The organism is Bacteroides thetaiotaomicron VPI-5482, from assembly GCF_000011065.1.
Classification (GTDB): Bacteria; Bacteroidota; Bacteroidia; order Bacteroidales; family Bacteroidaceae; genus Bacteroides; species Bacteroides thetaiotaomicron.
The window spans coordinates 5,869,137-5,890,617 of record NC_004663.1 but is presented as its reverse complement, the minus strand read 5'-3'; the positions used below and the strand labels follow the sequence as shown (position 1 = coordinate 5,890,617).

The following is a 21,481-nucleotide window of genomic DNA, read 5'->3' as shown; positions in this document are numbered from 1 at the left end:
TTTTCAAAAACCTAACTATGAACTTTATCAATGAAATAAATGATATACTCTGGACATACATCCTGATTATCATGTTACTGGGCTGTGCCGTCTGGTTCAGCATCCGAACGCGGTTCGTACAGTTCCGTATGCTTCGCGAAATGATTATATTACTCAGCGAGTCCGCCGGAAAAGGAAAACAGGGCGAGAAACATGTTTCATCTTTTCAGGCATTCGCTATTACGATTGCCAGCCGTGTGGGTACGGGCAACTTGGCAGGGGTGGCCACCGCCATCGCCATCGGCGGACCGGGAGCTGTTTTCTGGATGTGGGTGATCGCCCTGCTGGGAGCTTCGAGCGCTTTTATCGAATCTACCCTGGCACAGTTATATAAGATACGCGGGAAGGACTCTTTTGTCGGAGGCCCGGCTTATTATATGAAGAAGGGATTGAAACAGCCGTGGATGGGGATACTTTTCGCTGTGCTCATCAGCATTACTTTCGGTTTTGCTTTCAATTCGGTACAGAGCAATACGATTTGTGCTGCTGCCGAACATGCGTTCGGATTCAATCATACGGTGTTGGGAGGAGTGCTTACCGCTCTGACTCTTGTCATCATCTTCGGTGGTATCCGCCGGATAGCGCATGTAAGCAGCATTATCGTCCCGGTTATGGCATTAGGATATGTAGGACTGGCACTGGTCATCGTATTACTTAATATCACGCATCTGCCGGAAGTGATATCTCTCATCATCAGTCATGCCTTCGGCTGGGAACAGGCATTGGGTGGAGGTGTCGGTATGGCGCTGATGCAGGGTATCAAGCGCGGATTATTCAGCAATGAGGCCGGTATGGGTTCGGCTCCGAATGCAGCAGCGACGGCCAACGTCACTCATCCTGTCAAACAGGGGTTGATACAGACGCTGGCAGTATTTACCGATACTTTATTAAATTGCACCTGTACGGCATTTATCATTCTTTTCAGCGGTGCTCCTTTGGACGGTTCCTCCAATGGGGTGCAACTAACCCAACAGGCGCTCACGAATGAGATCGGTGCTTCCGGAAGCATCTTTGTTGCCGTAGCGTTGTTCTTCTTCGCATTCAGCAGTATCTTGGGAAATTATTATTACGGTGAAGCGAATATCCGTTTCATCACCGCAAAGAAATGGGTGCTCCACACCTACCGGATATTGGTCAGCGGCATGGTACTTTTCGGGTCTGTCGCCACACTCGATTTGGTATGGAGTCTGGCGGACATCACGATGGCTCTGATGGCTGTCTGCAACCTGATCGCCATTATCTTTCTCGGAAAGTATGCCATCCGCCTGCTCTCGGACTATCGTGCCCAGAAGAAAGCGGGCATCCAAAGTCCTGTTTTCAGGAAAGAGACCATGCCGGACATCGAAAAGGACTTGGAATGTTGGTGAAAACCAACACTTTTTCGTACCTTTGCGGCTCATTAAAATCTCCACACACGATTTGTAAATTGTAAATTATAAAATAGTAAATATAACGATGGGCTTATTTGGTTTATTCAAAAAGAAATCCGATGAAACAAAAGTCGGCAATGTAGAAGATTTCATATCACTGACCCGGGTTTATTTCCAGTCAGTCATCGCTACTAACTTAGGTATTACCAACATCCGCTTTTTACCGGATGTGGCTAACTTCAAACGTTTGTTCAAGATTCCTACGCAGGGAGGTAAGCTGGGACTGGCAGAAAAGTCAGCTTCACGCAAAATGCTGATGCAGGACTACGGACTGAATGAAAGTTTCTTTAAGGAGATCGACAGCTCCGTGAAGCGTAATTGCCGTACGCAGAATGATATCCAGTCGTATCTGTTTATGTATCAAGGTTTTTCCAACGACTTGATGATGCTGATGGGAAATCTGATGCAATGGAAGTTCCGTATGCCGTCTATATTCAAGAAGGCGCTTTACGGGATGACGCAGAAGACGGTACACGATGTTTGTACGAAGACGGTGTGGAAGGCTGATGATGTGCACAAGACTGCGGCGACTGTCCGCCAATACAAGGAACGCCTGGGGTATTCGGAACAGTGGATGACGGACTATGTATATAATATAGTGCTCCTTGCCAAAAAGGAACCGAAAAGGAAGAACGACGACACGGAAACGAAAAAATAAGGTCGCGTAAATGTTAGAAAATCGTAAAGAATAGCATAGCAGGAAAAGCGGGAGTGGCATACTTCCGCTTTTTTTATTATCTTTATGTACTTTTTCTTTTGCCTTGATGCAAAAGAAAAAGTACCAAAAAGAAAAAATCAAGGCTGCGCCTGCCCGGCTACTCCGGTCTCATTTCCGGCTAAAGGGCAGAAACTCGCTTCGCTCAAACAGTCTGCCCTTTTTAACGCCGTAAATAAGACCTGCGCTTGACGCCGGGCAGTCGAGGCCGGGGGAACCTTGCGGAGGGATAGGTCGTTACTAATCAATAAATAATATAATAATATAGAGGATGCTTATGAAACAAAAGAAAATGCTTGTACTTACTTTTTCGCAGTTGAAACAAATATACACGCAGGAGATGCCGGAGTTGGTAGAGATGGCGGCGGTGAGTCCGACAGTGGAGGACTTTAAGGCTGGTCTGCTAAAACATCTGGATAGTTGCGGGATGGTTAATGAGGTTGCGGAGGAGGCAAGGGAGCAAATTCGACTCTTACTCCAGTATGATGGACAGGATGTTCATGAACTGTCTACGGGACAGGATATTTCGGTACAGACGATACGGTTGCTTTATCAGTTTCTGACGGAGAAGTTGGAGAATATAGAGATGCCGACGGATTTGTTTGTAGAATTGTTCCAGTTGTTCAAACGTTTGCAGGGGGAAAATGTTCCTTCGCCGTCTCCGCAGCGCATCAAGAGCCGGAATGACCGGTGGGATACCGGATTGGATGAGGAAGTGCGGGAGATGCGGGATGAGAATAAGGAACGGATGCTGCATCTGTTGATTCAGAAGATTGAGAACCGGAAGTCGAAGCCTTCGGTACGGTTCCATTTTGAGGAAGGGATGAGTTATGAGGAGAAGTATCAGTTGGTAAGCAAATGGTGGGGAGATTTCCGCTTTCATTTGTCGATGGCTGTGAAAAGTCCGGCTGAGTTGAATCGCTTTTTAGGAAATTCACTTTCGTCGGAGACGATGTATTTGTTGAATCGGGCACGTAAAAAGGGAATGCCGTTCTTTGCTACGCCTTATTATTTGTCGTTGCTGAATGTGACGGGGTATGGGTATAATGATGAAGCGATTCGGAGTTATATACTTTATTCGCCACGATTAGTGGAGACGTATGGCAATATTCGTGCATGGGAGAAGGAAGATATTGTGGAGGCAGGAAAGCCGAATGCTGCCGGATGGCTCTTGCCGGACGGACATAATATTCACCGACGGTATCCGGAGGTGGCTATCCTTATTCCTGATACGATGGGACGGGCTTGTGGAGGGCTTTGTGCATCTTGCCAGCGTATGTATGACTTTCAGAGTGAACGGCTGAATTTTGAATTTGAGACGTTACGACCGAAGGAGTCGTGGGACAGTAAGTTGCGACGGTTGATGACCTATTTTGAACAGGATACGCAGTTACGCGATATTCTGATTACGGGAGGCGATGCGCTGATGAGTCAGAATAAGACGTTGAAGAATATATTAGAAGCGGTGTATCGTATGGCGGTACGCAAACAAAGGGCGAATCTTGAACGTCCGGAAGGTGAGAAATATGCGGAATTGCAACGGGTGAGACTGGGTTCTCGTTTATTGGCTTATTTGCCGATGCGTATTAATGACGAGTTGGTTGACATTTTGCGGGAGTTTAAGGAAAAGGCTTCGGCTGTTGGCGTCAAGCAGTTTATCATTCAGACTCATTTTCAGACACCGCTGGAGGTTACCCCCGAGGCTAAAGAAGCAATTCGGAAGATTCTTTCTGCCGGATGGATTATTACGAACCAGTTGGTATATACGGTGGCTGCCTCACGCAGAGGACATACTACGCGGCTTCGCCAGGTACTCAATTCACTGGGAGTGGTATGTTATTATACGTTCTCGGTGAAGGGATTTAATGAGAATTATGCGGTGTTTGCCCCCAACAGTCGCTCAATGCAGGAACAGCAGGAAGAGAAAATTTACGGACAGATGACTCCGGAACAGGCGGAAGAATTGTATAAGATACTGGAGACCAAAGTCAGTGCAGGTATAAATGAAGAAAAAACGAAAGAAGATGCTGACACCGCCAAACAAATAAGACGGTTCATGAGAAAGCATCATCTGCCTTTCCTTGCTACCGACCGCAGTGTACTGAATCTGCCTGCTATCGGCAAGAGTATGACTTTCCAATTGGTAGGATTGACTGAGGAAGGCAAACGAATTCTTCGCTTCGAACATGACGGTACCCGTCACCATAGCCCTATTATCGATCAGATGGGACAAATCTATATCGTAGAGAATAAATCACTGGCAGCTTATCTACGCCAACTCAGCAAGATGGGGGAAGACCCGGAAGACTACGCTTCTATCTGGAGCTATACAAAAGGGGAAACCGAACCTCGTTTCAGCCTCTACGAGTATCCAGATTTCCCCTTTCGGATTACAGATAAAATGAGTAATTTAGAAATAAATAATAGGTATTAGGTAATAGGTAATAATCGTAGCTGCCGGTAGCTTTACCCGCATGGCATATTACTTATTACCTATTATTTATTACCTATTACTTCACTCTAATTACCATATTAGCAACAATTGCAGTTAAACCTCCGGTGGTGATTCCTGAAGAGAAAATACTTCGAATTGCCTCTGGAGCTTGTTTTAATACGTCCGGCATTAGTTCCACACCCAAACCTAAAGATAGGCTGACTGCTAAGACTAAGGTTTCTTTGCGGCCTATTTCCTGTGAGGAAACGATGCGGATACCTGCTGCCGCTACTGTACCGAACATTAATAAGGTGGCGCCTCCCAGTACCGGATCGGGCATCAGAGAGAATATAGCTCCTACAATGGGGAATAATCCCAGCAGAACGAGCATAGCGGCAATATAATAGCCTACATAGCGGCTGGCAACTCCTGTTAATTGGATGATACCGTTATTCTGTGCGAAGATGGAGTTCGGGAAGGAGTTGAATATACCTGCTAAAAGAGAGTTGAAGCCATCTGCCATCACACCGCCGGAAACACGTTTCAGATAAGAATCACCTTCAATCGGAAGTCCGGAAATCATAGAGTTGGCTGTCACATCTCCTGTGGCTTCAATGGCGGTGATCAGATAGACCAAGCCAATGGCAATAAATGAAGAGATATTAAAATCAATACCGTATTTGAAAGGTTGCGGGATGTTGAAACTCATCAGCATCTCGACATTTAGTGCGCTCATATTTACTTTTCCCAGGGCGAAAGCCAGTCCATAACCCAGGCAAAGACCGAACACGATGGAACTCATGCGCAGGTATTTGTTTTTGCAGCGATTGAAAAACAAGACGCTCAACAGTACGAGTGCCGCAATGGACAGATTTTCCCACGAACCGAAGGAGCCGTCGTCCATCGCACTATATCCGCCGCCACAGGAAACGATACCGACTTTGATCAGACTCAATCCGATCAGTAGTACGACAATGCCGGACACTAGCGGGGTGATGATATTACGAAGATACTTGAAGGTACGGCTGACGACCATTTCAATAGGTGCGGCAGCTATACAGGAGCCGAATATCAGCGGAAGTCCGCCTACTAATCCGGTCGCTATGATAGGACCGATAAAGGAGAAGCTGGTACCTTGGATGCAGAGCAGCTTCGCTCCTATCGGACCGATACGACGGCATTGTATAAACGTAGATACCCCCGAAGCAAAAAGGGACATAGATACCAGAAAGCTTGTTTTTTCAACATCCAGCTTCAGTGCGCTCGCAATGATAAGAGGAGGTGTAATGATGGCTACAAAGATAGCCAGCAGATGTTGCAAGGCAGCAAACAGGGCATCTTTAAATGGGGGGCGGTCTTCTACGCCATAGATCAAATCTGTTTTCATTCGATATTTTTATTCAATAATTGATGTATATCCGTTGGGGAATTTTGTACTTCGAAGTTTAGTTCAGCGTCCACTTCAAAGCCAGTGTCGGAATTACATAGAAGCCGTCACGACCACCGAAATTATTGCTCAGTTCCACTTCGGAACCGACACTCAGGTTAAAGTTTTTATTCACTCCCTTGATGCGGTTCAGGTTTACCCAAAATTGCGGTTCGGAGAGGAAGATGGTTTTTCCATACTTGGTTTCTTCACGCCACCAGTCGGCAAAACCGGAGAAGGTGAGCAAATCCTTGCAAAAGTTCATGTACCATGTTCCTGTCAACTGGAAGTTATTCGGGGATGGGTGCTTCTGTATATATTTGTACATCGCTGTCAATGTGAAGCCTCTGGAGAAAGAAGCGTTATTATAGGTATAGGTGGCTCCCGCCAGGTAAGCGTTGTTGTAGGAGAATCCTTTCGCCAGTCCGCCATTGTATTCGAGATGGGCGGAGAAAGGACCTTTCCAGAATTTCAGTTCACGGGCTATCTCCCAGTAAGCGGAAGCGACCCCTTCGGACGTATAGTCCATATCGATAAAGAAGTAGGTACTTCCCCAGTTGTCGGGATGGAACTTCTCGACAGTGGAGGTCAACAGCGGGCGTCCTTTCAAGTCTTTATCATACAGGGAACGTCCGAAATCATAATGTAACTGAATGTTTTGTGCCTGCAATTCCGGTACGGCAGAAAGCAGCATACATAGGAAAAGAGCAGAAATGATCTTTTTCATGACAAATGTGTTTAAATGAAGGTGCAAAAATAGTTAAACCTATACATATATTCACATTCCGACACTAAAATTTTAATCCAGACTATTATTTCCTGTATCCCACCACAATCGGGTACCTCCATGATCGGGTCCGCCCAGAGCCTCCACAAGAGCCAGGTATTGCTCTCTGTCTTCGGTTTGCAGCGTGCCGGGGAAGTTGAGGCGACGTACCATTGTCTCCGTGTCGATACATCCGTTCCTGCTATGGTTGAAGCGTACCGGAAACAGGCGGGGATATCCCGTGCGACGCTGTTCCGCCCATGCCTCGCAACCTTCCGGGAATAAGGCTATCCATTTCTGCGTAATGATCTTTTCCAGCTTTATTTCCTTGTCGTCTGCGGGATTCCATTTAGGAGAAACCAGGCAACGGGCAGGAATGTTATTTTCGGGGTCTTGTGTGTCGATGAAATCGGCAGCTGTCCGCTCACTGTTCAGATAGTCGTCCATCTGATAAATGCCGCGTTGATGAAGAGACGCCTTTATTCCGTTTTGATAACATTCTTCTTCATCCTCCGGTATCCATCCGCGCAAAGCAGCTTCGGCACGGAGAAACCAGATTTCAGCGGAACTCATCAATGGGGCATCCGTACTCTGGTCGACGGACAATTTGGATAAGCCTGCATAATGATTGTGCGCAAAGCAGGTTCCCTGACGGATGCCGCGGTACTCTCCTGCATACGCTTTGTCGGTACAGGTTTCAAAGTAAACTTTCAGTCGGGGATCATCGTAGCCTGTCAGAATAGATTCCATTGCAGCGCTCATATAAGTTTCATTCCATACCCGGTTGAGTTCTCCCAACGGATTCGTGAATCCGGATTTCGTAGAGACCGCTACCCGTTCATCTTCCGCTTCAAAAACACCAAATTCATTTTCCAGTCCTTTCAGGAACTCGGTGCGTGCCTTATCCGGATCAACCGCAGAAATACGCATTGCCAGACGCATACGCAACGAATTGGCAAACTTGATCCAGGAGGAATATTGACCGTCCAGCAAGATATCAAAGCGGGTGAATCCATTAGATTCGGGCTTCTTTTCTATATAATCGGCAAGAGAGACAACAGCCGAATCGAGTTCATTAAAGAACTCATAGTAGACTTCTTTCTGCGTATCAGGGCGATATTGATTCTGGGCATTCGCGAAATTCTTATAAATAACAGGGCCGTAATAATCTGTCACACGGTGCATGACTTCCACTTTCAGCACTTTGGTAATGCCGAACAAGGCAGGTTCCGTATCACGGGTGGCATTCTCCGACTGGTAGATTTGTGGAAAGATATACGAATACATATGTGTCCACATGGCGCTGTTCCAGCCATCCTGCATATTATAATCCGAGTTATGCGTACCTCCGTTCAAGGGTTTTCCGTCGTGCATATAACCGGAGAACATATCCGCGTTCAGATTCTGTATCAACTGGAAAGGCCAGTTCTTGCCTTTACCGAAATCGTAGTTAAAGTAGATGCCTTGCTGGATAATCCCCAGACGAATACCGTAACCATTGTCGTCAATCAGCAAATCATCGTCCGTAACTCCCGACTGGTCGGTATTAAATTCACGGAATTTCCCTGTACAGCCAACAGAAAGCAGCAGCATCCCCAGCAAGTATATATAAATATGTTTTTTCTTCATCGTCTTCCCTCCTACTCTTAAAATTCACATGTCAAAGTAAAGCCCAGACTGCGGGTGGTAGGCATACCGAACACTTCAATTCCCTGATTGTCATTGCCTGTAGAAAGTACCAGATCGGGATCGAAAGGCGCTTTCTTGTACAGAAAACAAAGGTTGCGGGCTACAAAAGAAAGTTGCAGGTCTTTCAGACAATTCGTTTTCTGTACCCATTTTCGGGGGAAGCTATAACTCAGCGATATTTCCCGCAACCGTAGGTTGGTAGCGTCATACATATAGTATTCCGTCACTCCGGCACGTCCGCCCACTACATTCTTATAGAATCCTTTGACATCGCTTATTTGCTGGCCTTCCAGCGAAACATATCCTTTATCACGGGCTTGTGCCGTCGCTTTCGATACTCCATAGAGGTCCATCTCCGCCTGGGTCTGCGAAAGGACTTCACCTCCATAGCGCCAGTCAAGCAGGAAGTAAAGGCTAAAACCTTTGTAGGAGAAGGAATGATTCCATCCCAGCATAAAATCCGGATTGGCATTGCCCACCTTTACGGTATTTCCGTCGCCTTCGACCAACGGAAGTCCTTTATAGTCTCCGTCCGTTCCATAAACGATGCTGCCTGCTTCATCACGTATAAAGGCTTTACCGTAAATATCGCCGATAGAGCCGCCTTTCACCAGTTTCATCGCATAACTGGACGAGAAGCTGGTAGGTCCGTAAACAAATTCTTTCAGTTCTTCATGAAGTTCTACAATCTTATTCTTATTGGCAGAGAAGTTGAGAGAGGTCTTCCACGTGAAGTCGGGGGTCAGTACCGGAGTGGCATCCAGCGTTATCTCCCATCCCTGATTCCGGATATCTCCGGCGTTGACGTATCGATAGGCATACTTATCCCCCGCAAGCGCAGGCAGTTTGAAGAACTGCTCATACGTGTCGGTACGGTAATAGGTCAGATTTAATCCGAGGCGGTGCTGCAAGAACTTCCATTCCATGCCCAATTCGACGGAATGCGTCATTTCCGGTTTCATCTCGGCGAAAGGGGCCGCATCGCTTGCCAGTATCTCTCCACCGGCAGTCACATACGAAACAGGGTAAGTGATAAAAGGAGGCACCCCGTTGCCTACGATACTATAAGCACCGCGCAACTTCGAGAACGAAACCCATTCGGGCATCTTTACCCACTTATCCGGAAGGAAAGAGACACCGACGGAAGGATAAAAGAATCCTTTCTTCTCATATTTCGTGTAAGCCAGCGTAGACGACCAGTCGTTACGTGCGGTCAGGTCAAGGAAGACTCCTTCTTTATAGCCAATCTGTGCCGTCGCAAAGACCGATTGCAGTTGGTAATGGGCATCTATTTTCTGATCGATACTGGCAGAACTGCTCATCACGATATTGGCAAGATTGAACACATTGGCATATTTCAACGAAGCATTCTTCGAATCAATGCGAGTGGAGTTAGTGATTCTGTCATTGATACTGCCGCCAATGGCTACGTCCAATGTGAAGTCATTCAGTTGCTTCTTGACCATCGCCATCACGTCTCCGTACATCTGCGTTTCCTGATAATCCATTTCAATATAGCGCCCGTTCATCCCACAGAGTGCCGTAGCGGTGGAGGCATAAAATTTCTGACGCAGTTTATCGGCTGAGTGATCCAGATTGCCACGAGCCTGAAGTGTCAGCCAATCAGTGACTTTCAAATTGGCAGAAAGGGAAAGGAGCAGGCGGATACGTGCATCCTTACTCTGTATGCGGTTTTGTATCCAATACGGATTCTGTTCAAAGTCTTCGGTAAAAGTATGCCAGTTTTGTGTATTCAGCTTTCTGTCCTCGTCATAACGTTCATAGTTCTCCTTATAATAAGACAAGCCCTCGCCACGAGGAAAACGGTAGAGCCCTACCAGCGGATTCATATAAAAGCCTCCCGATACGGGTTTATTCTTCACCGTCTGCTTCATGACATTCACGTTACCGTCCAGTTTCAGCCTGCTGTTGAAGAGGACGGCGGTCTCTCTCAGATTGATATTGTGTTTGGAGAGTTTATTTTCATTCAGAATACCGCGACCGGTGGTGTTGGCATAGGAGAAATATGTTTGTAGCTTGTCATTTCCTGAGTTGACGGATACAGAAGTGATCGACGTCAGTCCGGTACGGAAAAAGTCACCCAAATTATCGTAAACCGTCAGATTTTCTTTTTCTCCCCAACTGTCTGTTACATCACTTACTCCGTAGCTGTTCTGCATTTCAGGCAGAGAAAAAGCCTTTTCAAAAGTCAGTCCGGTAGAGAAATGAATATCCCTCCGTCCTACGGTATTTCCTTTCTTTGTAGTAATAAGAATGACTCCGTTGGCCGCCTGGCTACCATACAGGGCTGCGGCAGGAGCTCCTTTCAGGATGCTGATACTTTCCACGTCCTCCGGATTCAGATTCGAGATGCCGTCGCCTCCGTCCCTGTTGCCGGCATTTGCCGTACCGCCGATAGCCGAATAAGCCTGTTCCGAAGTAGAATTTAGCATGGGGACACCATCTATCACATACAGAGGCTGATTATCACCGGCCACCGACCGCACCCCACGGATACTGACTTTCGCCGATCCGCCCATGCCGGAAGAGTTCTTGCTGACCTGTACACCGGCTGCCTTTCCTGCCAAAGCCGTGATCATATTCACTTCTTTCACACGATTCAGTTCTTCTCCCCTCACCTTTTGCACGGCATAAGCCAAAGAGGATTCTTTCTTTTCAAGTCCCAAAGCAGTTACAATCACGTGGTCAAGCAGCAGAATATTTTCTTTCAGACATACTTCAAGCATTGACCTACCCTTTACACTGACTTCCTGAGACTCGTAACCTACGAAAGAAATTTGCAGAACAGCACTATCCGGAACGAATAAAAAGAAATTCCCCTCCACATCTGTCACTGTTCCATTCGCTCCGCCTTTCTCTCTGATTGTCGCTCCGATAAGTGGTTCACCATAGGTATCGATGACCCGCCCCCTTACCGTAAAACTGGCAGAGGAGACTTTCACACATTCTTTCGACCCCGGCCGTGAAGCATAACAATCTTCTTCAAAGAAAGATAACAAGCTTATAAAACAGCAACTTATAATTATTCTTGTTTTCAACAGCATTTCAATAAGTTGTTTTTCACCATCTCCGTGCAAAAATAGCCAAATATTTTTAAATTTGTTTTTTTCCGCAACTATTTTGAAGGAAAAGAATAGATTCGTTATTTTTGTAGGAAATTACATCAATATGGAGATTGAAATCGAAAAACATCCTTTAAAACCCTTTCTCCCACCAAAAGCAAAGTTGCTGATGCTGGGAAGTTTTCCGCCACAAAGAAAACGGTGGTCGATGGATTTTTATTATCCGAACCTGAACAATGATATGTGGCGCATTGTCGGACTCTTGTTTTTCGGAGACAAAGATCACTTTCTGAACGATACGCGGAAAGCATTCTGCCGGGAACAGATTATTGACTTCCTGAATGAAAAAGGAATCGCCCTGTTCGATACAGCCTCATCTATCCGGCGTTTGCAGGATAACGCTTCGGACAAATTTCTGGAAGTGGTGCAACCGACGGACATTGCTGCATTACTCCGCCAACTGCCCGAATGCAGAGCGATCGTCACCACCGGACAGAAGGCAACGGATACGCTCCGTGCACAACTGGAAGTGGAAGAACCGAAAGTAGGAGACTATGCCGAATTTGTGTTTGAAGGACGGGCGATGAGACTCTACCGGATGCCTTCTTCCTCACGGGCGTACCCGCTTGCATTAGATAAAAAAGCCGCCGCCTATCGGATTATGTATCAGGATTTGCAGATGGTAATTTAAGTAATAGGTATTAAGTAATAAGTATTAGATATTAATCGATAAATAGTATATAGTATGACACCTTTATTTTTGCAATATCCGGCGTGCAGTACATGCCAGAAAGCTAAGAAATGGCTAATCGAAAATAACATTGAGTACACTAACCGGCTCATTGTGGAAGATAACCCTACGGTGGAAGAGTTGAAAGCATGGATTCCACGAAGTGGATTGCCAATAAAGAAATTCTTCAACACAAGTGGTTTGGTATATAAAGAGCTGAAACTGAGCGAAAAGCTGCCTTCCATGACTGAGGAAGAACAAATCGCATTGCTGGCAACAAACGGTAAGCTGGTGAAACGCCCGTTAGTAGTGACAGACAGTTTCGTTCTGGTAGGTTTTAAGCCCGATGAATGGGAAAAATTAAAATAATTGGAAATTTATTTACCCTAATATTTGCTGGTTCGGAAGTTTATACTACCTTTGCAGCCGCAAACACGGGAGTAGCTCAGTTGGTAGAGCACCGGTCTCCAAAACCGGGTGTCGGGAGTTCGAGCCTCTCCTCCCGTGCAAGGTCAAATAGCTGTAAGTATAATGCTTACAGCTATTTTTATATATAAAAAGCGGCTTCCAATTTAATATGGAAGCCGCTTTCATTCGAAAGTTGTGTTTTTAAAGGCGATGTTTCCTCAAGAGGAAAGCACTTTTCTTTATTCGTTCACTCAAATCGAGTAAACTATCTGATAATAAATCAATTTCATCGTCAGTAAAGGTAGCAACCTTGTTATTAACATGATAACCATTCATACGCTGACTGAACCAAGAACGCGACTTATTAAAATATTCTTCAGCAATATAAGACCAAGTAATAGCCGGAACAATATCTTTCAATGCTTGCTTGAAATCATATTCATCAATCAACGCTTGTGACTGGTCTATTGTTTGCTGAGCTTTATTGGAAAGAATCTCAGCAAATTCACGTTTTTCCTCTTCCGTTTTCCCTGATAAGGTATGAGCTATTTTACCCTGGAACTGTCTCCGTTGTTCATCTGTCTCCAGCTGGAGAAATTCATTCAACAAATTATTTATCTCTCTATCTGTTCCCATAACAAACATTTTTATATGATTGAGTTTTTAAAGCAGCCCCTCAATACATGAGGAGGTTAATGTTAGTCTTTCAGTTGTTTGAGGAGTTCGATCAGCTTATCCAGTTGAATATCGATCAACCTCTCTAACTCTCTTTGTGGGTATCCTTGCTTCAACAATTCCTCCACACTTTGAGCATAGAACTGCAAGCATCGCTTAACATGCTCTATGTGAGCCTTTAGCTCTTCCTGATTGTCAAACATCGCTTTAAAAACACAGTACAAACATAATAAACATTTGTTTATTAGCAAAACTATTGCAGATAAATCCGCCCTTTAAATTGATTCTTTAACACTTAGATACCTTCCTATAGCATCTATACACTCTTTCCTAATTGTAACCGTTAATCACTTATGGTTTTCTCCTGCTTCATCCCTTTGGCAGTTTCTACCAAACGGATAAATTCTCTTCTGTATCCTTTTTCATCATTATCCAGTCCCTGCTTGGCAAGACCGATCACTTTATCATAGCTTGCCTCTCCTTTGAAGTCAGAGTCCCGAAGCAGCTGACCGAACATAGCCACAGCAGAAGCGAAACGGAAATCGGAAGAAACATTATTTCCTTTATTATCCACAAAGGGAACTTCCATCTTTTTGCTGACATCCTTATCCGGAGCTTTATAGCGCAGTTTCACGGTCAGCAATTCATTAGAACCGGTCGGCTGCACCGTCTCTTTTTGTTTCTTCTGATATTTCAGATCATCTATCTTTCCTACGTAGTCATTCTTTACGCCTACGGGAATCACTTCATAGAAAGCTGTCACCGTATGTCCGGCTCCCAATTCTCCGGCATCTTTGGCGTCATTATTAAAGTCTTCGTCTTTCAGCAAACGGCTCTCATAACCAACCAGACGATATGCCTGCACCTGAGCCGGATTAAATTCCACTTGCAGTTTCACGTCCTTTGCCACCGTATGAAGCGTAGCGCCAAACTCACCCACCAGGACACGATTGGCTTCCTGCAAATTATCGATATAAGCATGATTTCCATTCCCTTTTTCTGCTAAAGCCTGACCTTTATTGTCTTTATAGTTACCCATTCCATAACCTAGCACACTCAGGAATACTCCGCTCTTACGTTCCTTTTCTATCAACTGTTCCAAACCTTCCACAGAAGAAACACCTACATTGAAATCTCCATCGGAACAAAGAATGATCCGATTGTTTCCTTTAGGAAGGAAGTTCTGTTTAGCCACTTTATAAGCCAGTTGGATACCTGCTCCGCCGGCCGTAGAGCCACCGGATGTCAGTTCATCTATCGCATCACGTATTTTCTGTTTGTCACTGCCCGGAGTAGATTCCAGTTTTACGCTGGCGTTGCCTGCATACACAACGATGGCAACTTTATCTTTTTCACGCAGGTTATTAACTAATAGCTTCAGAGATGACTTCACCAAATCCAGACGGGTAGGTCCCCACATAGAACCGGATACATCAATCAAGAATACCAGATTAGATTCCGGAAGTTTGTCAGTCGGAATTTCCCTTGCTTTCAGTCCGATACGTACCAGACGATGATCAGCATTCCAGGGGCAAACACCTGCTTCCATTGTTATCTTCACCGGATCGCTTCCGGTCGGCTTCGCATAATCGTAGGAGAAATAATTCACTAACTCTTCTGTACGGATAGCATCAGGCACCGGCAAGGTACCACTGTTGATCATACGACGCATATTACTGTAAGAAGCGGCATCCACATCAATAGAGAAAGTAGAAAGCGGAGATTCTCCTACCTGCTTAAAACCATTTTCACTGATCGATTTATATTCTTCCGTATTTACTGCATCCATACGTACGGACGGGTGTCTGAGACTTGCCAGATTGACGGTTGATATGGCACCGGTAACAGCTACCTTTCGCTGGCTGCCGTATCCGACGACAACACATTCTTCCAATACATCAGAACTGGCCTTAAGACTTACGTCCATCTTTGCAGAGAATACGACTTTTTCCACTTTATCAAAACCAATATAGCTGAAGATAAGAGTTTCCCCTTTGTTTGCTTCAATCCTGTACTGCCCTTGTAGGTTCGTAACAGCTCCACGGGATGTTCCCTTGACCGTCACCGCACATCCTACCAACGGCGAACCGTCTGATCCGTCCGTCACCGTTCCCTTTACGATCAAAGGCTGTGCCCATACCGTACCACCCAATGTAGTAATCACTAACATCACCGTGAGCATCATTGCTCTGAGTTGATTTGTCTTCATAACTTTATCTTTTTAAAATGTTACAATTAATCCGCTTTTACTATAGAGATGCAGATTCCACACGGATTCCATAAACCAACTGAAGTTTTTTTATTTTCATTGAAAATAGCACGCTTTTCAAAATAATCCTTCATTCTTTTGCTGCTTCTAAGATGATGTGTATATTTGCGAACAATAAACATTCATAAAAATGAAACATGAAGTCGACGGAAGGCGGGAAATAGCCTCACGAAACACCGCTTGGGCTAACATTATCGCCCGTAAACTAACCGGTTGGGGCATCACTCCCAACCAGATTTCAATGATGAGTGTATTCTTCGCTTTGGCTGGTTGCCTTCTGCTGACGGGCACTGTTATCTATCCCGATTTCAATAAATACGTCGCTTATATTCTGTTCATCGTCTGTATGCAGTCGCGGTTACTATGTAATCTGTTTGACGGAATGGTGGCTATAGAAGGAGGAAAGAAAAGTGCCAACGGAGATTTATACAATGATATGCCCGACCGATTCGCCGATGCCTTGTTTATCATTCCTGTAGGCTATGTAGCCGGAGGATTCGGGATAGAACTGGGATGGCTTGCCGCCCTGCTTGCCGTAATGACCGCTTATTTCCGCTGGATAGGAGCTTACAAGACACAACAGCATTTCTTTAACGGCCCGATGGCGAAGCAACATCGCATGGCTTTACTGACACTGTGCTTTGTGATTGCCACCTGCACCATTCACTGGGGATATGAACAGATCGTGTGCCTCATTACTCTTATACTAATGAATATCGGTCTGATCGCCACTCTTATACACCGTTTATATCTTATGTCTCACACAAACAACGAAGCGAAATGAAACAACTATTGGACAAATTATTCCCTACGCTAAGCGATGAGTTAATTATTGTAATCACCCTTATTATCTGTTTGCTGGTGACGGCAAGCATCGCCCTCTTTCTGGTAAAAAAGCTGTCGCCGAAAACCAATATCAGCGAACTGGTTGCCCGTACCCGCTCATGGTGGATTATGGCAGCAATGTTTATCGGTGCCGTTTTCATCAGCTACGACATTTCTTATTTTTTTCTTGCATTTCTCTCTTTTATAGCATTCAGAGAACTTTATTCGGTATTAGGATTCAGAGAGGCAGACCGCCGTGCACTGTTCTGGGGCATATTGGCTATTCCTATCCAATACTATCTTGCTTATATCGCGTGGTATGGGGCATACATCATATTCATCCCCGTAGTTATGTTCCTGTTATTGCCATTACGACTGGTATTGAAAGGCGATACACACGGAATCACTAAATCCATCGCTTTGCTGCAATGGATTCTGATGCTTTCTGTATTTGGTATCAGCCACCTCGCTTATCTTCTCTCGTTACCCGAATTGCCGGGCTTCAATGCGGGAGGACGCGGACTGCTGATGTTCCTCGTGTTCCTTACAGAAATCAACGATATCATGCAGTTCGTCTGGGGAAAACTCTTCGGACGTCACAAAATTCTGCCCAAAGTGAGTCCCAACAAAACATGGGAAGGCTTTTTGGGAGGTGTCGTCAGCACTACGGTTATAGGATACTTTCTGGGATTCCTCACTCCGCTCTCCACGCCCAACGTAATTCTGGTCAGCGCCCTCATTGCCATTGCCGGATTTGCGGGAGATGTAGTCATCTCGGCCATCAAACGTGATAAAGGCATCAAAGACATGGGAGATAGCATCCCCGGTCATGGTGGAGTATTCGACCGCATAGACTCTCTGTCCTATACAGCTCCGGTGTTCTTCCACCTCGTTTATTATATAGCTTATTAGCCGGCATACTATGAAAAAAAGATTCATGCAGTCTGCCATGATGCAGATACTATATAAAGGTATATTCCGGTGGTTTCTGAAACTGATCGTGGGAGTCCAGTTCCCCGATACCCGATTCCTCAGAAAAGAAGGACAATTCATCATCCTTGCCAATCACAACAGCCATCTGGATACACTCAGCCTGCTTTCTTCCCTACCCGGCAACCTTTTGTGGAAAATAAAACCCGTAGCCGCGGAAGATTACTTCGGAAGAACCCGGTTTCAGGCCGCTTTCAGCAATTACTTCATCAACACCCTTCTCATCAGAAGAAAAGGAGAAAAGGACTCGGAGCACGACCCACTCCGGAAAATGCTCGATGCCATCGATGAAGGATACTCGCTGATTCTTTTTCCCGAAGGTACAAGAGGGAAGCCCGAACAAATGGGAAAAATAAAGTCCGGCATAGCCCGTATCTTGTCTCTGCGACCGGAACTGAAATATATACCGGTTTTCATGACCGGCATGGGACGTTCACTCCCCAAGGGAGAATTAATCTTATTGCCTTACAAGGCATCCATCTTTTACGGAACGCCTGCCGTAGCCGGAAGCACAGACGTTCATGAGATTCTAAAACAGATAACGGATGATTTTGAGATGATGAAAGATAAATATCAGGTAGTAACAGAAGACGACGAATAGAGAAAGTGCTGTTCAATGTACGAAACATATCGAAGCTATCGGACGAGGAACTACTGACCCATTATATAAAGTCCGGGGATACGGAATATTTCGGTGAACTATACAACCGTTATATCCCGCTGACGTACGGACTTTGCCTGAAATATCTGCAAGATGAAGACCAAGCGCAGGAAGCGGTGATGCAGATGTTTGAAGACCTGTTACCTAAAATCATCAATTATGAGATAAAAGCATTCAAGCCGTGGCTCTATCGGGTGGCGAAGAACCATTGCCTGCAACTGTTACGAAAGGAAAACAAAGAAATTCCGCTGGATTATACCATTAATATTATGGAATCCGACGAATTTCTGCATCTATTAAGTGAAGAGGAAAGTTCGGAAGAGCAGCTGAAAGCATTGCACCACTGTCTGGAAAAGCTGCCCGAAGAACAAAGGACCAGCATTACACGTTTCTTCCTGGAAGAAATGTCGTATGCGGATATTGTCGAACAAACCGGATTTACTCTGAATAACGTGAAAAGCTATATCCAGAACGGAAAGCGAAACTTGAAAATTTGTATTAAGAAACAAGCCCTATGAAACTATTGGACTACATACGAGGACTCCGCAAAGGAAAAGAGGCGCATCGACTGGAAAAAGAGTCGATGAAAGACCCTTTTCTGGCTGACGCGATGGATGGGTACCACCAAGTAGAAGGGGACCACGAAGAACAGATTAATAAATTGCGGATGAAGGTAAACGCCCATTCGGCAAAGAAAAGAAATACGTATGCCGTCACCTGGAGCATTGCCGCCTGCCTGATTATAGGAATCGGAATCAGCAGTTACTTCCTGTTTCTGAAACAGAATGTTGGAGAGGATGTGTTCATAGCTAAAGAGCAGCCCGCCGCCACTGCAACTGTTCCTGCTCACAAAGAAGACACTTCCCTATCCGCTCCAAAGATGGAACCGGATTCCGGTCGTCCTTCTGCCACAAAGGAAACGGTCGGAAAAGATATAATCGCCAAGACAAGGCAGGATTCTCCATCCCAAAGTACACCTTCGGGGGCTCCTTCCGCAACGGTTCCTAAAGCAGTGGCTTCTAAAGCAGCGACTCCCCAAGCAACGCCTGCCGGAACTCCGATAATGGAAGAAATGGTTGCTCCGGCAGAAGAGCTGGAAGAAGCGGCTATCACAACGGTTACAGATACTTCTTTCCTAGATGCCAACAGGAAAAAGATGAAAGCAGCTCAATTGACCACCCAAATGAACAACATGATCAAAGGGAAAGTGACGGACGACAGAGGAGAACCACTCGTCGGAGCTAACGTCACTTACAAAGGAGCAACGTATGGAGCGATAACGGATATCAACGGAGAATTCTCCTTGCCCAAAAAGGAAGGTAATGAAATATTAACTGCACATTATATTGGCTATAATCCGGTTAGTATACCGGCAGACACCAGTAAGAATATGCTTATAGCCATGAGTGAAAATAAAACAACACTGGATGAAGTCGTAGTAACAGGATATGGCGCACAGAAAAAGGTAGCTGTGACAGGAGCCATTTCTGCCGTATCCATCAAAGATTTGAAAAAAGCTTCGGGTGCATTGCAGAAATCAGATACATTAAAAGACGCTGTTATCTCCCAAAAGGCCGATAGTTTACAGGGTCCTGTCGTTCCGGAACCCGTAACAGGCATGAAGCAATATAAAAAGTATCTGAAAAAGAATCTGGCATACCCTGCGGACGATGCTTGCGCAGAAGTCAAAGGCAAAGTTACCTTGACTTTCTTTGTTAACAAAGAAGGGCGTCCCTTCGACATTAAAGTCAAGGAAAGTCTTTGCAAGTCTCTGGATAAGGAGGCCATACGCCTGATTCAAGAAGGTCCGGACTGGACTTACGGAAACCAATCGGCAGAAATCACAGTGAAATTCCACAAGTAATATAGCCGGCAGAGTTCTTATGAGAGCTGACTTTTTATGAATTAGCTTTCTTATGAATGATGAATACAACAAGAATTATACTCACTTTAATAAGAAAAAGTTCTCAAGCCCATGAGAAAAGATTCTCATAGGCTTGAGAATTATTTCTCATCGCAATGAGTATTTTTTCTCATAGCCTTGAGAATTTTTTCTCATTGCGATGAGAATGGTTTGAGAATAATAAGCGCCCGTCAGTCGTTATAAGATTCTAAATCCAAGTTCCTTTACGCCACAGGAATTCCAACGGTCCTTGTTTATGACGGGCAAGCCACCAGCGGCTGAATATCAACTGAATAGTGAAGATAAGCAATGCAATCAGCAGGCTTCCCGTTGCTCCTGCATACTTGTACATTGACAGTCCGAATCCGTAATAGATGGTTACTCCCATGATTGACTGGGAGATATAATTTGTCAGACTCATGCGACCGTAAGGAATCAGCAGACTTTGCCAGCTATATCCTGTATCCTTCTTAAACCAAAGCAAGGTAAAGACAGAAACAAGAATGACCATAAAAGCAAAGTTGGCATAAGACGGAACAGCAATCTTATACGGAACCATTATAGACGGGTTTGTAATCAAAGCGGGTATAAAAGTTTTCAGGCAATAGAGAGGGATAAATGCAAGGATGGCACCTGTCAGCATCTTCTTCCAGAAACGCAAGGACTCTTCGCTTTTCATAAAATACTTCCGGCGTCCTAAAAGCATTCCGAACATGAATAAAGCTGCCGTCTGGAACAGGCGACCGTTTTCTACTTGCCAAATATTGCTATACATCTGCCCGTCAGTGATATTGGAACGGAGTACTTCAAAGAAACTGCCATTGGATGTCACTTCCTGAGCAAGTTTATAATAAGGAATAAAATGCCCTGTTGACGGTACATACTCCAAATTGATCATTGCATAGATGGCACGCCCCCATTCATAAGGTTGCAAAAGTAAGATGGCAGCAATCCAAAAGACTGTCTTATCTTTGAGCTTGCAAACAGGAATCAAGGCAAAGCCGACTACTGCATAAAGCAAAAGAATATCCCCGTTGTAGAACAAGGCATGTAACTGTGCAAACAGGAAAAGCAGGCACATCCGCCACGCAAATCGTCCACGGAAATCTGTTCCGCGCTTTTCCGCATTATGAAACTGGATATAGAAACTAAATCCGAACAACAAAGAGAACGTAGCGTATGCTTTCCCTGCAAACAGGAAGAACATGGTATCCCACGCATACTTATCTATGGTCTGCAACCATGCCGGCAACGTATAATCCAGCGGTAAAAACAGATTATAGTGTTCAAGGTTGTGCAACAATACAATAGCCAGCAGGGCAAATCCGCGCAGAGCATCTACTACTCCAAGCCGTTCAGTCGTTTTAAGTGTTTGAGTCATCAGATATGTTTATTCATGATTACTAATTAGGCAGTAAAAATAGTAGAAATATCTGAA

General features: G+C 45.1%; 17 protein-coding genes and 1 tRNA gene. 11 read left to right on the top strand and 7 right to left on the bottom strand.

The window, feature by feature from the left end; translation table 11 throughout:
• Positions 1 to 17: 17 nt before the first annotated feature.
• The 3 genes from BT_RS22575 to BT_RS22565 all read left to right on the top strand — a co-directional run bounded on the left by BT_RS22575 (position 18) and on the right by BT_RS22565 (position 4,618).
• A complete protein-coding gene (locus BT_RS22575) occupies positions 18 to 1,406 on the top strand; it encodes an alanine/glycine:cation symporter family protein (protein WP_011109272.1) in 1,389 nt (462 codons plus the stop codon).
• A gap of 88 nt (positions 1,407 to 1,494) precedes the next feature.
• Positions 1,495 to 2,127 (top strand): hypothetical protein, encoded by a 633-nt coding sequence (locus BT_RS22570; protein ID WP_008760131.1) that lies wholly within the window; start codon positions 1,495 to 1,497, stop codon positions 2,125 to 2,127.
• Positions 2,128 to 2,461: 334 nt separating this feature from the next.
• Complete coding sequence (locus BT_RS22565; RefSeq protein WP_070750166.1) at positions 2,462 to 4,618, top strand: KamA family radical SAM protein; 2,157 nt, start codon at positions 2,462 to 2,464, stop codon at positions 4,616 to 4,618.
• 76 nt (positions 4,619 to 4,694) lie between these two features.
• Here the strand turns inward: BT_RS22565 and BT_RS22560 are convergent, their stop codons facing one another.
• From BT_RS22560 to BT_RS22545, 4 genes are all read right to left on the bottom strand, one after another.
• Positions 4,695 to 6,005 (bottom strand): nucleobase:cation symporter-2 family protein, encoded by a 1,311-nt coding sequence (locus BT_RS22560; protein WP_008764627.1) that lies wholly within the window; start codon positions 6,003 to 6,005, stop codon positions 4,695 to 4,697.
• Between the two features lie 58 nt (positions 6,006 to 6,063).
• The gene (locus tag BT_RS22555) at positions 6,064 to 6,771 is read right to left on the bottom strand and encodes a DUF5020 family protein (protein ID WP_011109270.1); all 708 of its coding nucleotides are present in this window, start codon (positions 6,769 to 6,771) and stop codon (positions 6,064 to 6,066) included.
• A gap of 72 nt (positions 6,772 to 6,843) precedes the next feature.
• Positions 6,844 to 8,439 (bottom strand): SusD/RagB family nutrient-binding outer membrane lipoprotein, encoded by a 1,596-nt coding sequence (locus BT_RS22550; RefSeq protein ID WP_011109269.1) that lies wholly within the window; start codon positions 8,437 to 8,439, stop codon positions 6,844 to 6,846.
• A 17-nt stretch (positions 8,440 to 8,456) separates the two neighbouring features.
• Positions 8,457 to 11,564 (bottom strand): SusC/RagA family TonB-linked outer membrane protein, encoded by a 3,108-nt coding sequence (locus BT_RS22545; RefSeq protein WP_011109268.1) that lies wholly within the window; start codon positions 11,562 to 11,564, stop codon positions 8,457 to 8,459.
• 124 nt (positions 11,565 to 11,688) lie between these two features.
• Between BT_RS22545 and BT_RS22540 the strand changes: the two genes are divergently transcribed.
• The 3 genes from BT_RS22540 to BT_RS22530 all read left to right on the top strand — a co-directional run bounded on the left by BT_RS22540 (position 11,689) and on the right by BT_RS22530 (position 12,819).
• Positions 11,689 to 12,273, top strand: coding sequence for a uracil-DNA glycosylase family protein (locus BT_RS22540; RefSeq protein ID WP_032840622.1), 585 nt, complete (start codon positions 11,689 to 11,691; stop codon positions 12,271 to 12,273).
• A 54-nt stretch (positions 12,274 to 12,327) separates the two neighbouring features.
• The gene (locus BT_RS22535; RefSeq protein ID WP_008760124.1) at positions 12,328 to 12,681 is read left to right on the top strand and encodes an arsenate reductase family protein; all 354 of its coding nucleotides are present in this window, start codon (positions 12,328 to 12,330) and stop codon (positions 12,679 to 12,681) included.
• A gap of 65 nt (positions 12,682 to 12,746) precedes the next feature.
• Positions 12,747 to 12,819, top strand: a tRNA-Trp gene (locus BT_RS22530).
• Positions 12,820 to 12,921: 102 nt separating this feature from the next.
• On the opposite strand, the gene BT_RS22525 is transcribed toward BT_RS22530, so the two are convergent.
• Both BT_RS22525 and BT_RS22520 read right to left on the bottom strand, forming a co-directional pair.
• The gene (locus BT_RS22525) at positions 12,922 to 13,356 is read right to left on the bottom strand and encodes a DUF5053 domain-containing protein (RefSeq protein WP_008760122.1); all 435 of its coding nucleotides are present in this window, start codon (positions 13,354 to 13,356) and stop codon (positions 12,922 to 12,924) included.
• A 382-nt stretch (positions 13,357 to 13,738) separates the two neighbouring features.
• Positions 13,739 to 15,604: a vWA domain-containing protein gene (locus tag BT_RS22520; RefSeq protein ID WP_011109265.1), complete on the bottom strand. Its 1,866-nt coding sequence runs from the start codon at positions 15,602 to 15,604 to the stop codon at positions 13,739 to 13,741.
• Between the two features lie 190 nt (positions 15,605 to 15,794).
• Here BT_RS22520 and BT_RS22515 point away from each other — a divergent pair, with 190 nt between their 5' ends.
• From BT_RS22515 to BT_RS22495, 5 genes are read left to right on the top strand one after another with little or no spacing between them, the layout of a single operon-like run.
• Positions 15,795 to 16,448, top strand: a complete 654-nt coding sequence (locus BT_RS22515) for a CDP-alcohol phosphatidyltransferase family protein (RefSeq protein ID WP_008760121.1) — start codon at positions 15,795 to 15,797, stop codon at positions 16,446 to 16,448.
• On the top strand, positions 16,445 to 17,401 hold the full coding sequence (locus tag BT_RS22510; protein WP_011109264.1) for a phosphatidate cytidylyltransferase: 957 nt from the start codon (positions 16,445 to 16,447) through the stop codon (positions 17,399 to 17,401). The genes BT_RS22515 and BT_RS22510 overlap by 4 nt, the downstream gene beginning before the upstream one ends.
• A gap of 25 nt (positions 17,402 to 17,426) precedes the next feature.
• A complete protein-coding gene (locus tag BT_RS22505) occupies positions 17,427 to 18,080 on the top strand; it encodes a lysophospholipid acyltransferase family protein (protein WP_008764620.1) in 654 nt (217 codons plus the stop codon).
• A gap of 5 nt (positions 18,081 to 18,085) precedes the next feature.
• Positions 18,086 to 18,658, top strand: a complete 573-nt coding sequence (locus BT_RS22500; RefSeq protein ID WP_008764619.1) for an RNA polymerase sigma factor — start codon at positions 18,086 to 18,088, stop codon at positions 18,656 to 18,658.
• Positions 18,655 to 20,004 carry an energy transducer TonB gene (locus BT_RS22495; protein WP_008764618.1) on the top strand — a complete coding sequence of 450 codons (1,350 nt, stop codon included), beginning with the start codon at positions 18,655 to 18,657 and terminating at the stop codon, positions 20,002 to 20,004. The genes BT_RS22500 and BT_RS22495 overlap by 4 nt, the downstream gene beginning before the upstream one ends.
• Before the next feature lie 247 nt (positions 20,005 to 20,251).
• On the opposite strand, the gene BT_RS22490 is transcribed toward BT_RS22495, so the two are convergent.
• Entirely contained in the window at positions 20,252 to 21,424 is a 1,173-nt protein-coding gene (locus BT_RS22490; protein WP_008764617.1) for a DUF418 domain-containing protein, read from the bottom strand.
• Between the last annotated feature and the right edge of the window lie 57 nt (positions 21,425 to 21,481).